The sequence below is a fragment of the Polaromonas sp. genome (genome assembly GCF_035638815.1).
Classification (GTDB): domain Bacteria; phylum Pseudomonadota; class Gammaproteobacteria; order Burkholderiales; family Burkholderiaceae_C; genus Polaromonas.
In genome coordinates this window covers 34,530-48,788 of the sequence record NZ_DASQZG010000015.1, presented here as the reverse complement: position 1 = coordinate 48,788, position 14,259 = coordinate 34,530, and the positions used below count along the sequence as shown (strand labels likewise).

Below are 14,259 nucleotides of genomic sequence, written 5' to 3'. Positions count from 1 at the left end.
TTGACACGCCCATCAGCCCCGCCTGTCTTAAACCAAGCCGGGGCCGCGGAACCGGCTTCGCCGGGCCGCAGGCGCAGCGCCCCCTCGGGGGGCAGCGCAGTACATGCAGTGACAAGCGTGGGGGCTTTACCTTCCAGCGCGCTTGCGCTCGCTCTCGGTCAGGTGACGCTTGCGCAGACGAACCGACTTGGGTGTGATTTCGACCAGCTCGTCGTCTTCAATAAACTCCACGCCGTATTCCAGCGTGCATTCGATTGGCGGCGTAATCTTGATTGCATCTTCCTTGCCGGACACGCGGAAGTTGGTCAGCTGCTTGGTACGCGTGGCGTTGACCACCAGGTCGTTGTCGCGGCTATGAATGCCGACGATCATGCCTTCATACACAGGATCGTTGGCCTTGACGAACATGCGGCCACGGTCATCGAGCTTGCCCAGTGCGTAGGTGAAAATTTCACCAGCGTCCATGGAAATTAGTACGCCATTCTTGCGGCCGCCGATGTCGCCCTTGTGCGGCTCGTAGCTGTCGAAAATGTTGGAAATCAGGCCCGAACCACGTGTCAGGTTAAGGAATTCATTGGTGAAACCGATCAGGCCACGCGCCGGAATGCGGTACTCCAGTCGCACACGGCCACGGCCGTCTGATTCCATGTTCACTAGGTCGCCCTTGCGCTCGCCCAGAGCCTGCATCACGCCGCCTTGATGGGTTTCTTCAATATCGGCCGTGACCAGCTCGATTGGCTCGTGTTTCTCGCCGTTGACTTCCTTCATCACAACGCGCGGCTTGGAAACAGCCAGCTCAAAACCTTCGCGGCGCATGTTTTCCAGCAGGATGGTCAGGTGCAACTCGCCCCGGCCCATCACCTCAAAGATACCCTCTTCGTCGGTCTCTTTGACGCGCAATGCCACGTTGTGCTGAAGCTCTTTCTGCAGGCGGTCCCAGATCTGGCGGCTGGTCACATATTTGCCTTCACGGCCAGCCAGCGGGCTGGTGTTGACGCAAAAGTTCATGGTCAGCGTTGGCTCATCCACCTTGAGCATGGGCAGTGGCGCAGGGTTGGTCGGATCAGTGATGGTGACGCCGATGCCGATTTCTTCAATGCCGTTAATCAACACGATTTCGCCGGGGCCGGCCTCGGTTGCCTGCACGCGCTCCAGACCCTGGAAGGTCAGCACCTGATTCACACGTCCCTTGACGGCCTTGCCGTTTGGGCCTTCCATGACGACAACGTCCATCATGGGTTTGATCGTGCCCTGGCTGATACGGCCAACGCCGATACGACCGACAAAAGTCGAGAAGTCGAGTGCAGAAATCTGCAGTTGCAGCGGCGCGGCGGGGTCGCCTTTCTGGTGCGGCACGTGCTTGAGGATGGTGTTGAACAGGGCCGACATGTCGGGGCCCCACTGCTCATTGGGAGGGCCCTCTTCCAGCGAAGACCAGCCGTTGATACCGGAGGCGTAGACAACCGGGAAGTCAAGCTGCTCATCGGTGGCACCGAGCTTGTCGAACAAATCGAAAGCGGCATTGACCACGTAATCAGGGCGCGCGCCGGGCTTGTCCACCTTGTTGACGACCAGGATGGGCTTGAGGCCCAGGGCCAGGGCCTTCTTGGTCACAAAACGCGTCTGGGGCATGGGGCCCTCCTGCGCGTCGATCAGCAGCACCACACCGTCCACCATGGACAAGGCGCGTTCCACTTCGCCGCCAAAGTCCGCGTGGCCTGGGGTGTCAACGATGTTGATGTGTGTACCTTCCCAGGTCACGGCGCAGTTCTTGGCCAGGATGGTGATGCCACGCTCTTTTTCGATGGCGTTGTTGTCCATCACGGTGTCGACCACTTTTTCGTGCTCGGCAAAGGTGCCCGACTGGCGCAGCAGCTGGTCAACCATGGTGGTTTTGCCGTGGTCAACGTGGGCGATGATGGCGATATTGCGGATTTGTTTGATGCTCATGGTTCGCTTTCTAAAAACTTCAAAATGATCTGGCTAAGCCACGGCGGCAAGCGCCGCAGGGCTGGAAACTGGGGGCCTGGCGGCCAGCATGTCCTGAATTTCAATAGGACTGAGCAGGCGGGTAGGTATCAATTCATCGGCGGTGATGTGGGCAGAACCCAGAAACGCTGCAGGCTCAGTGCCGTAGACCTGCACCATTTCCGCATCAGAGCCCCACTGGCCCGGCGTACCGCGCCGACGCAAACCACTGAGGAAGCGCCCTGCATTGTCGGCATCAAGTGTGACAACCGGGTACGAAGCCACCAGCGATTGGACTGGCAACAGGCAGGCTTCGCGCTCCGCCTCGCTCATGGCCTCCAGCGCCGGTAGGTCAACACACTGCCCGTCGGTGAAGCCACCCGTTTCGAGACGCCGCAAGGATCCGAGATGGGCGCCGCAACCAATGGCTTCGCCGATGTCTTCGCCCAGTGTGCGGATGTACGTGCCTTTGCTGCACGATACTATGATTTTGATAGCTGCTGGCGCCCGCGGATCCTGGGCAAGAGCCATATTTAGCTTGTGAATGATGACGTGGCGGGCTTCCCGCTCGACTTCTTCGCCTTTGCGGGCGTATTCGTACAGCGCCTTGCCGTCTTTTTTCAGCGCTGAGTACATGGGTGGCACTTGCGTTTGCGGTCCCGTGAAACGCTGCGTCAGCTCGTCAAGTAATTCCTGCGTGATGGCTGGCACGGGACGGGTTTCGATGACATCGCCCTCGGCGTCGGCAGTGCTTGTTTTCTGGCCCAGCAGCAACACGGCCTCGTAAGTCTTGTCAGCGTCAAGCTGAAGCTGGCTGAACTTGGTGGCCGCACCAAAACACAGCGGCAACACGCCGGTGGCCAGCGGATCCAGCGTGCCCGTGTGGCCAGCCTTGTCCGCCCGCAGCAGCCACTTGGCTTTTTGCAGCGCCTGATTGCTTGACAGGCCCAGCGGCTTGTCGAGCAGCAGCACGCCGTGCACGGGACGTCGCTGAATTTTTTTGCCCCCACGGTCGTTCACTGCGTGTAACTCCCTGCCCCCCGAGGGGGCCGCTGCGCCTGCGGCCGGGCAGAGCCCGTTCCGCGGCCCCCGCTGGTCTGAAGTCGGGGCCACCCCCAACGCCTGGGCACGTGGAATCACCTGCCCCTCCAAGGGGGCGTTCGCTCCTTGGGGCGGCCCGGTTTTACGCATCGCTAGCCTTCGTCGTCCGTGGCGCGGGAAGAAACCGCCTTGGCAATCAAGGCGTTCATGTCGGCCGCACGTTCTGTGGTGCGGTCGAACTGGAAATGCAGTGTTGGAACCGTGTGGATCATCAACTTCTTGAACAAGCCATTGCGCAGAAAACCCGCGGCCTGGTTGAGCGCGGTTTCGCACTCCACCGGGTCGCCGACCAGCACGCTGAAAAACACCTTGGCATGTGCGTAGTCCGGGGTCACCTCGACCGCCTGGATGGTCACCATCCCGACCCGCGGGTCTTTCAACTCGCGCGCGATCAGCGTCGTCAGATCACGCTGGATCTGGTCGGCGACGCGAAAGCCGCGGTTGGGAGTAGATGATTTTTTGCGCATGTCAAAAGTGATGGCTAGTCAGGCGGTGGCAGGCCACCGCCCGGTCTTAGACCTCCAGCGTCCTTGCCACTTCGCGGATTTCAAAGAACTCCAGGATGTCGCCAACCTGGATATCGTTGTAGCCCTTGACGTTCAAACCGCACTCGAAGCCTTCCTTGACCTCTTTGGCATCGTCCTTGAAGCGCTTGAGAGAGTCGAGTTCACCCGTGAAGATGACCACGTTCTCGCGCAGCAGGCGCAGACGTGCGGTGCGGCGAACAATACCGGCGGTGACCATACAGCCAGCGATCGAACCGATCTTGCTGACCTTGAACACCTGGCGAATCTCGGCATTGCCAATGACTTCTTCTTTTTTGTCCGGAGTCAGCATGCCCGACATGGCGGCGCGCAATTCGTCCACAGCGTCATAAATGATGTTGTAGTAACGAATGTCCACACCGTTGTTCTCTGCGAGCTTGCGGGCCTGGGCATCGGCACGGGTGTTGAACCCGATCAGCACGGCCTTGGAAGCGATTGCCAGATTGACGTCGGACTCGGAAATACCGCCCACTGCGGAGTAAACCAGCTGAACCTTGACTTCGTCGGTTGAGAGCTTGAGCAACGATTGCGCGAGCGCTTCCTGTGAACCCTGCACATCGGCCTTGACGATGATGGGCAGCATCTTGACTTCGCCGGCGCCGATGTCGGAGAACATGTTCTCCAGCTTGGCGGCCTGTTGCTTGGCCAGTTTGGTGTTGCGGAACTTCCCGGCACGATAGGTGGCAATTTCACGGGCGCGGCGCTCATCGGTCATAACCATGAACTCATCGCCTGCTTGTGGCACTTCAGTCAGACCCTGGATTTCAACCGGAATCGACGGACCTGCCGTTTTGATAGGCTTGCCGTTTTCGTCGAGCATGGCGCGCACGCGGCCATAGGTCGAGCCGGCCAGCACCACGTCGCCAGTTTTCAGCGTACCGGCTTGCACCAGAACGGTGGCGACAGGGCCACGGCCTTTGTCAAGCTGGGCTTCAATGACCAGGCCTTTGGCAAGCGCGTCAACCGGCGCGCGCAGCTCCAGAACCTCCGCTTGCAACAGCACTTGCTCCAGCAGCGCGTCGATACCAGCGCCAGTGCGGGCCGATACGCCTACAAAAGGCACGTCGCCGCCAAACTCTTCGGGAATCACTTCTTCGGTCACCAGCTCACCTTTGACGCGGTCCAGGTTGGCATCGGGTTTGTCGATCTTGTTGATCGCCACCACGATGGGTACACCTGCTGCCTTGGCGTGTTTAATCGCCTCTTTGGTTTGCGGCATCACACCGTCGTCGGCTGCGACCACCAGAATCACAATGTCGGTAGCCTTGGCGCCACGGGCACGCATGGCGGTAAACGCCTCGTGACCCGGCGTGTCCAGGAAGGACACCATGCCGCGCGGAGTTTCCACGTGGTAGGCGCCAATGTGCTGGGTAATACCGCCGGCTTCGCCTGCGGCAACCTTGGCAGTGCGGATGTAATCCAGCAGGGAAGTTTTGCCGTGGTCGACGTGACCCATGACGGTGACCACTGGTGCGCGCGGCAGCAGCTCGGCCTGCTGGCCTTGAACGTCTTCGTCGGCAAACGCTTCCGGATCGTCCAGCGCCGCAGTCACGGCCTGGTGGCCCATTTCTTCCACAACGATCATCGCCGTGTCCTGATCCAGAGGCTGGTTGATGGTGACCATCTGACCCAGCTTCATCAGGTGTTTGATCACCTCGGATGACTTGACGCTCATCTTGTGTGCCAGTTCGGCCACAGTGATGGTTTCTGGCACATGGACTTCAATGACCTTGAACTCGGTGGGCGCGACAAAGTTCGACTCGGGACGCGCATCGCGGTCCGAGCTGCGACGGCCACGTGGTCCACCGCGGAAATTGCCGCGGCCAGGTACGACAGGCGCGCCGCGGGTTTTGATCTCGCCCTTTTTCTTGGCGGCATCATCTTTCCAGGTCGAAGACAGGTTCTCCGACTTGATTTCTTTCTTGCCGGCGGCACCAGCTGCGCCTGGCGCGCCAGGTGCTGCTGGTTTGGCAGCGCCCGGCACAACGGCAGGCTTGTGCAGCGTGCCCTTGATCGGTGCTTTCGGATCGACGTGTGGCACGAGAACGCGTTTTGGCGCGTTCATCATGGCGCGAATGCCGGCGGCCTCTGCCTCAGCCTTTTTGCGGCGATCCTGAAGGTCTTGCTCTTTGGCGGCATCAGCCTGGAACTCAGCCGTGGCTTTGGCCTTGGCCGCGGCCTGCGCAGCGGTGGCTTCGGCGGCCAGGGCGGCAGCGCGCTCCAGTGCAGCGGTGTTGTCCACAACCGGCGCCTCTTCAGGAATAATTTTGCCTATGGTGCGCTTGGGTTTTTCGGCCTTTTTGGCAGCTTCTGCGGCCAGGGCAGCGGCACTGGCCGCTTCAGCCGTTACACGTTCCTGCTCACGCGCTTCATCTTTGGCGTCCTGCTCTTCACGCAAGCGGCGCTTTTCAACCAGTTCGGCTTCCTGACGGCGCAGCAGTTCTGCGTGGCGGCTGGCCTCTTCCTCGCGGCGAATCAGCTCAGCGTCGTCAACGACGGGCGCTTGCGGAGCGACGGGCTCTGCAGCAACCGCTTCTTCAGCGACCGCTTCCGAGCCCTCATCACGTTTGATAAAGGTACGTTTTTTGCGGACTTCCACCTGGATGGTGCGGGCCCGGCCCGTGGCATCAGCCTGCTTGATTTCACTGGTCGACTTTTTAACCAGCGTAATTTTCTTGCGCTCGGCCGTGGCCGTGCCATGGCTGGCCTGCAGATAGCTCAGCAATTTCTGTTTGTCCGACTCGGAGAGGTGGTCATCGGCTTGCGCCTTGGCAACACCTGCACTGGTCAATTGCTCGATCAGTGTGGCGGTGGGTTTATTCAGTTCAGCTGCGAATTCAGCGACGGTAGTGGTACTGGACATATGTTGTTTTCCTGGCGGCCTTCATGATCATTGCTCTTGGGCCGCTGCAGGTGCAGGGCTTTCAGTGGCTGCAGCTTCATCGGTAAACCAATGGGCGCGTGCAATCATGATCAGGGCTTTGGCCTCGTCCGCAGACTGGCCAGTGATATCGGTTAGTTCGTCGACAGCCAGATCGGCCAGGTCGTCGCGGGTGGTGATACCCGCCTCAGTCAGCTTGGCAATCAGCTCAGGCGTGAGGCTTTCAACATCACGCAGGTTCTGCGAGACGCCTTCAGCGTCTTCTTCCTTGGCGATTTCCATGGTCAGGAGCGCATCTTTGGCGCGGGTGCGCAGCTCGTTGACGGTGTCTTCGTCGAAGGACTCGATCTCCAGCATCTCCTGCAGTGGCACATAGGCAACTTCTTCCAGGCTGGTAAAGCCTTCGGAGATCAGGATGTCGGCAATTTCCTCGTCGACGTCGAGCTTTTCCATGAACAGCTTGCGGCTGGTGTCGGTTTCGGTGGCTTGCTTCTCAGCAGACTCGTCGGCCGTCATGATGTTGATTTTCCAGCCGGTCAGCTCGGCGGCAAGACGCACGTTCTGGCCACCGCGACCGATGGAGATGGCAAGGTTTTCCTCGTCCACCACCACATCCATGGCGTGGCGCTCTTCGTCCACCACGATGGAGGACACGTTGGCTGGCGCCAGGGCACCAATCACAAACTGGGCTGGGTCTTCGCTCCACAGCACGATGTCTACTCGCTCACCAGCGAGCTCGTTGGTGACGCCGTTGACGCGGGTTCCGCGGACACCGACACAGGTGCCGATCGGGTCGACGCGTTTGTCATGTGACAGCACGGCAATCTTGGCGCGTGAACCGGGGTCACGGGCGCAGGACTTGATCTCCAGCAAGCCTTGCTCAATCTCGGGCACTTCCTGACGGAACAGCTCGATCATGTACTCGGGCGAAGTGCGCGACAGGATGATGGGCGCGCCACGCAGGGTGGTGTCGACTTCCATGATCATGGCGCGGACGCGGTCACCGGAGCGCAGGTTTTCTTTTGGAATCATGTCGCCGCGGCGCAGGCGGCCTTCAACACGGCCGGATTCGACAATGATGTCGCCCTTGTCCATGCGCTTGACGGTGCCAACAAAAATCTTGTCGCCGCGAGACATAAAGTCTGTGAGCAGCATTTCGCGCTCGGCGTCGCGGATTTTTTGCAGGATGACCTGCTTGGCTGCTTGCGCGCCAATGCGGCCAATCGGCAGGCTTTCGACCGGCTTTTCGATGAAATCGCCCTCTTCGATGTCGGCAAGCTCTTCACGCGCATCGCTGACCAGCTCTTCAGCCTCAGGATTTTGCAGGCCGGCTTCATCGGGAACGACCAGCCAGCGGCGGAAGGTTTCGTAGTTGCCGCTGTCGCGGTCCACGACGACACGGATGTCCGTGCCTTCGGCGTACACCTTCTTGGTCGCAGAGGCAAGCGCAAGCTCGACCGCGCCAAAGACGACGTCACGTTCAACATTTTTCTCACGCGATATGGCATCAACCAACATCAACAGTTCGCGATTCATTTCACAAGCCTGCCTTTCTTTTATATCTCTGTTCCAGGCGCGGCTTTTGGCCGGCGCCCCTTGAAGTCAACCACAGGCGCCAAACGCGCCTGCATAATTTCGTCGAGCGTGAAGCCCAGCGCCTGCAGCGGCGCGGGAATCCGCTTCTTGCTTACCTTTTGTCCGGGTTTGGTCTCGGGCTCGTCGCTCCAGACAATCTGCCATCCCGAGGCGGCACGCTCCAGCGTTCCGCGAAATTTTTTCCGGTTGGCCGCCACTGCCGATCCCGCAGCTGCCACCGTACCGATGGGTGCTTTCAACGTGATGTCAACCAGGGCGCCCTCAAAGCGCTCAAAATCCTTTTCACTGCGCAAAGGCCGGTCTATGCCCGGCGAGCTCACCTCGAGCCGGGAATAAGGCGCGGCTTCCACCTCAAGCACAAACTGCAACTGACGGGTGACTTTTTCGCAATCTTCCGCATTGATGAACTGCTCTTCAGTCCCTGGTACAAATGGCTGGTCAATCGTCACACGCAGCAAGCCCCCGGTGGTCCGTTCAATGTCCACCAGCTCGTAACCCAGTCCCGTGACTGTCTGCTCAATCGTGTCGTGCAATGCCATTCAGTTGTAAAAGTCGCTCTGAAAAATCAGGGGTGTAAAAACAAACGCCCAAAAAAAATGGGCGGTGAAAACCCGCCCATTTGGTCGTGAAGCGCGTATTCTACCCCCTCAGCTGCGCCCTTGCAAGCAGTTTGCATGCCCGAACAGACGCAGACCCCCTACAAATGTGCCGAGACCAGCGTTCGGGTATAGGGGTGTTCGGGCTGCTGCAGCACCTTGTCCACGGTGCCAGACTCAAGCACCTCGCCGTCTTTCATGACGATGACGTCGTGTGCCATCGCGCGAACCACGTCCACGTCGTGGGTGATCAGCAAGTAAGCCAGCCCTTTTTCTGCCTGTAGACGCTGCAACAGCGCCAGCACCTGTTTCTGGATGGTGACGTCCAGCGCACTGGTGGGCTCGTCCAGCACCAGCAACTGAGGCTGAACGATCAGCGCTCTGGCGATGGCCAGTCGCTGACGCTGTCCGCCAGAAAACTCGTGCGGATAACGCTGCAGCAGGCCCGGGAACTGTTCCTCCCCCAAGCCAACGTCTGCCAATGCTCCCACAACGCGCTCGCGCCGTCCGTCGCGGTTGAGGCCGGGCTCATGCACCAGAAGGCCCTCCCCCACGATTTCTTCCACCGTCATGCGCGGGGAAAGCGAGGAATACGGGTCCTGAAAAACCACCTGCACCAACCGGCGTATGGCCTGATTGCCGGCAGCGTCCGGGCCCCAGCGAGTACCGACCACGTCAAGCGACCCCTTGTAGGGAATCAGACCCAGCGCGGCCAAGGCGAGCGTGGACTTGCCCGAGCCGGACTCTCCAACCACGCCCAGGGTGCGGCCGGGCTGGATCACGAATTTGGCCCCTTTGACAGCTACAAACTCCCCCTTTTTGAACCAGCCGCGGATGCCGGGAATGGGGGTTGGGTAGCTCACCCGCAAATCCCGCCCCTGCATCACGGGCGCTGTCGACGCGGGAGCAGCTTCGAAGAGCGCCTTTTGCGGTCGACTGTCGATGAGCTTGCGCGTGTAGGCGTGCTGCGGATGCGAAAACACCACGTTGACGCCCCCGCTTTCAACGATGTGGCCGTTTTCCATCACCGCGACCCTGTCTGCAAAGCGCCGCACCATGTTCAGGTCGTGGGTGATCAACAGCACGGCCATGCCGGTCTGGCGCTGCAGGTCTGCCAGCAGCTCCAGCATTTGCACCCGCAGCGTCACATCCAGAGCGGTGGTGGGCTCGTCGGCCAGCAGCAGTTTGGGTTGCCCGGCCAATGCCATGGCAATCATGGCGCGCTGGCGCTGCCCACCCGAGAGCTGATGCGGATAGGCCTGAGCGCGACGAGCGGGCTCGGGGATGCCGGTGGCGGCCAAGGCCTCGATAGCCGAGTCCCAAGCCTGGCGGTTGGACAGCCCCTGCTTCAACTGCAGCACCTCGGCAATCTGGTTTCCCACGGTGTACACCGGGTTTAGTGCCGTCATCGGCTCCTGGAAGATCATCGCGATTTCCCGGCCCCGGATCGCGCGCAATTCGCGCTCTGAAATGGATAGCAGGTCCAGCCCGTCCGACAAGGGCGGAGGCCCTGAAAGGACCGCGGATCCAGAAATATCGGCATTCAACACCAGCCGCAACAGCGCCAGAGCTGTGACGGTTTTGCCCGAGCCGGATTCCCCCACCAGAGCCAGCTTTTCGCCGGATCGGATGTGGAAATCGATGCCGTGAACTACTTCTTTGCCGCCGAAGGAGACGCGTAGACCTTTGACGTCGAGCAGTGGGGCCGTCACTTGTCGGCCTTCCGGGGGTCCAACGCGTCACGCAAGGCATCTCCCATGAAAGTAAGTAGCAGGAGCGTGATCACCAGCACGGCGAAGGTGGACAGCGAAATCCACCAGGCATCGATGTTGGCCTTGCCTTGAGACAGCAGTTCGCCAAGCGAGGGCGTCCCCGGCGGCACACCCAGCCCTAGGAAGTCCAGCGATGTCAGCGCCAAGATGGCCGCACTCATGCGAAACGGCAGAAAGGTCACGACCGGCGTCATGCTATTGGGCAGGATGTGGCGCCACATGATTTGCTGCGCGCTGACCCCGAGAGCCCTTGCAGCGCGCACGTAATCCATCTGGCGGTTGCGCAAAAACTCGGCGCGCACATAGTCGGACAGCCCCATCCAACCGAACAGGCTCAGCAAAATGAGCAATAGCGCCACGCTGGGTTTGAATATGGCACTGAAGATGATCAGCAGGTAGAGCTCGGGCATGGCGCTCCAGATTTCGATGAAACGCTGGAAGGCCAAGTCAGTCTTGCCGCCGAAAAAGCCCTGGACTGCCCCGGTCACGATACCCAGAACCATCCCCAGCACCGTCAGTGCCAGAGCGAATAGAACGCTGACGCGAAACCCATAGATCAGCTGCGCCAGCAGGTCGCGACCTCGGTCGTCGGTGCCGAAAAAATTGTCGCGCGAAGGGGCCGACGGGTTGGGCAGTTTCGCGAAGTAGTTGAGTGTTTTCGGGCCGTATGGGTTGGGCGCGTAGACTGCCCAGTTGCCGCCCTGGGTGATGCGCTCGCGGACGAATGGGTCAAGGTAGTCTGCGGGTGTTTCAAAGTCTCCGCCGAAGGTTTTTTCTGCGTAGTCGCGCAGTACCGGGAAGTAGGTCTGACCCTCGTATCGCACTACAAGCGGCTTGTCGGTCGATAGCACCTCGGCGAACAGGCTCAACACCACCAGTGCGCAGAAGATCAGGAAACTCCAGAAGCCCAACGGGTTTCGGCGAAACCTGCCCCAGGCACGTCGGCCCGGACTGAGTGAAATAGGTAATGCGCTAGTCAAATTTCACCCTGGGATCGACCCAGACATAACAAAGGTCGCTGAGGAGCCTGGTCGCCAGCCCGATCAACGTGAATAGGTAGAGCGTGCCGAGCACCACCGGGTAGTCGCGGCGGATTACGCTCTCGTAACTGAGCAGGCCCAGCCCGTCGAGCGAAAACAGCGTTTCGATCAACAGCGAGCCCGTGAAGAAGGCGCCGATGAAGGCGGCGGGAAAGCCGGTGATGATGGGAATCAGCGCGTTGCGGAACACATGTTTCCAGAGCACCTGCCGATCGGCTAACCCCTTGGCTCTGGCGGTCAGCACGTACTGCTTGCGGATTTCCTCAAGGAAAGAGTTTTTGGTCAGCATGGCCGTCACGGCAAAACTGCCCAGCACCATGGCGGTCACCGGCAGCGTAATGTGCCAGAGATAATCGGTTACCCTGGCGCCCCAACTGAGCGTCTCCCAGTTGGGGGAGGTCAGACCGCGCAATGGAAACCACTGCAACTGCCCGCCGAAAATCACCAGTAGCGCAACGCCCAGCACAAACCCGGGAATCGCATAACCGACCAGCACAAACAGCGTGGTTATAAAGTCAAAATGCGAGCCCGCCCGCACCGCCTTGGCGACGCCCAGCGGTACAGCGATCAGATAGCTGATGAAAAAGGTCCAGAGGCCTAGACTGATGGAGACCGGGAGCTTGTCCTTGATGAGCGTCCAGACGTCCCTGCTTTGAAAAAAACTCTTACCCAAATCGAAGCGCAGAAACTGCCCCATCATCTGCAAAAAGCGCTCATGAGCCGGTTTGTCAAACCCATATAGGGCCTTGACCTCCTGAATCTGCTTGGCGTCGAGCGCGCGCTGCCCTGAACTGTTACCGGAAATCCCGCCTTCCTTGGTGGTCAATTGAGAAATAAGCTGTTCTGCGGGCCCCCCCGGTACGAACTGAATCACTGCGAAGTTAATGAGCAAAACCCCAAACAGCGTGGGGATCATCAACATCAGACGACGCAAGAGGTACAGGAACATGGGTACTTACCTGCGGTCGGTCCACCACATGGTCAACATCCAGGAACCTGCCAGCAAGTGCGGGGGCAAGCCAGGGGGATGTTTCATGTGGTTTTTGTGGGCTATGAAAAATTGTTTGCCGTAATACATGGGTACCAGAAAATGGCTGTGCAACAGATACCTGTCAAGCACCCGAGCACCGGCAGCTATCGCTTTGCGATCTGGGCTGTTGACGATAACTTCTATCAATTCATCAAGCACTTCATCCTTGATTCCGCTCAGATTTTGACTGCCCTTTTCATCCGCAGATTTAGACCCGAAATCATCGTACAACTCATTGCCAGGGCTTCCCGAACCTCCAACAATATTGACCGCAATGTCGAAGTCAAACTCGTCCTGCTTCTTCTTTATCAGGCTCGCGTCTCTTAATCGCACCTGGAAATCTATGCCTAGCTTGGACAGATTTCGTGCATATTGAGAAAGGACGATCTCAGAACTTCGGTCCGAAATATCCATCTCGATAACGAATGCCTGTCCAGCAGAGTTTCGCAAGGCCCCCTCACGAAACGACCACCCGGCCGCTCTAAGCATTTGCTGCGCAATTAAAAGATTGGTGCGAAGGCCTTGGGCTGTCGCACCGCTGGAGGCAGGCCGTGGCAAATTGCCTTGAATTCGCTCAAGAAGTTTGTCTTTAAGTTTGAGGCCGTCGATAAGCACCAATTCTTCAGCCGTCATCGCCTCCTGCGCCATCAGGTCAGGCGTGTTCTGGAAGTAGCTGAGAGTCCGGGCGCGGCGGTTGTAAAAAATCTTCTGATTCAACCAGTCAAAATCAAACGCCAACGCGAGTGCCTGCCGCACTCGGATATCTGCAAATCGCTTTTGCCTCAGATTGAAAATGAGTCCCTGCATTCCGGTGCTGCGGCTGTGTGCAATCTCGGCCTTAACCAGCTCTCCCGAATCAAAGCGTCGACCGCGATAGCGTCTTACCCAGGCACTGATCGAGCTTTCTTCCAATGCGTCAAGTCCCCCTGCCTTGAGAGACTCTTCTTCACCCAATTTGTCACGAAAGTAAAGGTAGGTCACCCGGTCAAAGTTGAACATGCCTTTTCGCACGGGAAGGTTGGCCGCCCAATAGTCGTCCCGGCGACGGTAGGAAATGGTTTTGCCAAAATCCAGTGTGTCCACCACATACGGACCACTGGCTATCGGTGGCTCAGTGACAATTTGGTCCAAGGGCTTGCCCCCTCCCCAGTTGCGGGAGAACACCGGGAGTTGCCCGATGACCATGTGGAGCTCGGAGTTTTTGCGCTTGAAATCGAAGCGGATGGTTCGCTCGTTGACCACAATCGCGTGCTTGATGTCGGACCAATACGACCGGAAGGTCGGCCCCGCCTGCTTGCTCATCAGCGTGTCAAACGAGTGTTTGACATCTAGCGCCAGGACGGGATCACCGTTGGAGAACCGGGCCTTAGGATTGAGTCGAAAGGTGACGCTGAGTTTGTCCGCCGCCAATTCGATGTCCTGCGCAATCAAACCGTAGCGGGAAAAGGGCTCATCTTCGCTGGGTGTGGTCAGTGAATCAAAAATCAGACCATATTCGGCAAAAACAAACCCGTTGCCGCTACGCCCCATGCCGACTGGCGGTAAACCCTTGAGGGTAAAAGGATTGAGCTTGTCGAAGCTGCCGCTGGCCGACAGGACGAGACTCCCGCCTTTGGGCGCGTCCACGTTGACATAGTCGAAATGGGTAAACGTCGCCGGATACTTTGGTTCGTAGCCCATGCCTAAGCCGTGAGCCGCCCATGACGACCCACAGACCCACCAGAGCACGC

The 14,259-nt window shown here is 59.1% G+C and carries 10 protein-coding genes; all 10 read right to left on the bottom strand.

Annotated features, from left to right (window positions below; all coding sequences use genetic code 11):
• Positions 1-126: 126 nt before the first annotated feature.
• The 10 genes from typA to VE934_RS09905 all read right to left on the bottom strand — a co-directional run bounded on the left by typA (position 127) and on the right by VE934_RS09905 (position 14,209).
• Complete coding sequence (gene typA / locus VE934_RS09950) at positions 127-1,950, bottom strand: translational GTPase TypA (protein WP_324886944.1); 1,824 nt, start codon at positions 1,948-1,950, stop codon at positions 127-129.
• A 33-nt stretch (positions 1,951-1,983) separates the two neighbouring features.
• Positions 1,984-2,988 carry a tRNA pseudouridine(55) synthase TruB gene (truB, locus tag VE934_RS09945; RefSeq protein ID WP_324886942.1) on the bottom strand — a complete coding sequence of 335 codons (1,005 nt, stop codon included), beginning with the start codon at positions 2,986-2,988 and terminating at the stop codon, positions 1,984-1,986.
• A 173-nt stretch (positions 2,989-3,161) separates the two neighbouring features.
• On the bottom strand, positions 3,162-3,536 hold the full coding sequence (gene rbfA / locus VE934_RS09940) for a 30S ribosome-binding factor RbfA (protein ID WP_324886940.1): 375 nt from the start codon (positions 3,534-3,536) through the stop codon (positions 3,162-3,164).
• A gap of 46 nt (positions 3,537-3,582) precedes the next feature.
• A complete protein-coding gene (infB, locus tag VE934_RS09935; RefSeq protein ID WP_324886938.1) occupies positions 3,583-6,477 on the bottom strand; it encodes a translation initiation factor IF-2 in 2,895 nt (964 codons plus the stop codon).
• A 27-nt stretch (positions 6,478-6,504) separates the two neighbouring features.
• On the bottom strand, positions 6,505-8,031 hold the full coding sequence (nusA, locus tag VE934_RS09930) for a transcription termination factor NusA (protein ID WP_324886936.1): 1,527 nt from the start codon (positions 8,029-8,031) through the stop codon (positions 6,505-6,507).
• A 20-nt stretch (positions 8,032-8,051) separates the two neighbouring features.
• Positions 8,052-8,630: a ribosome maturation factor RimP gene (gene rimP, locus VE934_RS09925; RefSeq protein ID WP_324886934.1), complete on the bottom strand. Its 579-nt coding sequence runs from the start codon at positions 8,628-8,630 to the stop codon at positions 8,052-8,054.
• Positions 8,631-8,788: 158 nt separating this feature from the next.
• Complete coding sequence (locus VE934_RS09920) at positions 8,789-10,399, bottom strand: dipeptide ABC transporter ATP-binding protein (protein WP_324886932.1); 1,611 nt, start codon at positions 10,397-10,399, stop codon at positions 8,789-8,791.
• Positions 10,396-11,439 (bottom strand): ABC transporter permease, encoded by a 1,044-nt coding sequence (locus VE934_RS09915; RefSeq protein ID WP_324886930.1) that lies wholly within the window; start codon positions 11,437-11,439, stop codon positions 10,396-10,398. Before VE934_RS09915 ends, VE934_RS09920 begins: the two co-directional genes overlap by 4 nt.
• Complete coding sequence (locus tag VE934_RS09910; protein WP_324886928.1) at positions 11,432-12,448, bottom strand: microcin C ABC transporter permease YejB; 1,017 nt, start codon at positions 12,446-12,448, stop codon at positions 11,432-11,434. Before VE934_RS09910 ends, VE934_RS09915 begins: the two co-directional genes overlap by 8 nt.
• Before the next feature lie 6 nt (positions 12,449-12,454).
• The gene (locus VE934_RS09905; protein ID WP_324886926.1) at positions 12,455-14,209 is read right to left on the bottom strand and encodes an extracellular solute-binding protein; all 1,755 of its coding nucleotides are present in this window, start codon (positions 14,207-14,209) and stop codon (positions 12,455-12,457) included.
• Positions 14,210-14,259 lie beyond the last annotated feature (50 nt).

Coding starts and splice junctions, on each gene's coding strand:
- typA (WP_324886944.1), bottom strand. CDS start 1,950: ATGAGCATCAAACAAATCCGCAATATCGCCATCATCGCCCACGTTGAC.
- rbfA (WP_324886940.1), bottom strand. CDS start 3,536: ATGCGCAAAAAATCATCTACTCCCAACCGCGGCTTTCGCGTCGCCGAC.
- infB (WP_324886938.1), bottom strand. CDS start 6,477: ATGTCCAGTACCACTACCGTCGCTGAATTCGCAGCTGAACTGAATAAA.
- nusA (WP_324886936.1), bottom strand. CDS start 8,031: ATGAATCGCGAACTGTTGATGTTGGTTGATGCCATATCGCGTGAGAAA.
- rimP (WP_324886934.1), bottom strand. CDS start 8,630: ATGGCATTGCACGACACGATTGAGCAGACAGTCACGGGACTGGGTTAC.
- VE934_RS09910 (WP_324886928.1), bottom strand. CDS start 12,448: ATGTTCCTGTACCTCTTGCGTCGTCTGATGTTGATGATCCCCACGCTG.
- VE934_RS09905 (WP_324886926.1), bottom strand. CDS start 14,209: ATGGGCTACGAACCAAAGTATCCGGCGACGTTTACCCATTTCGACTAT.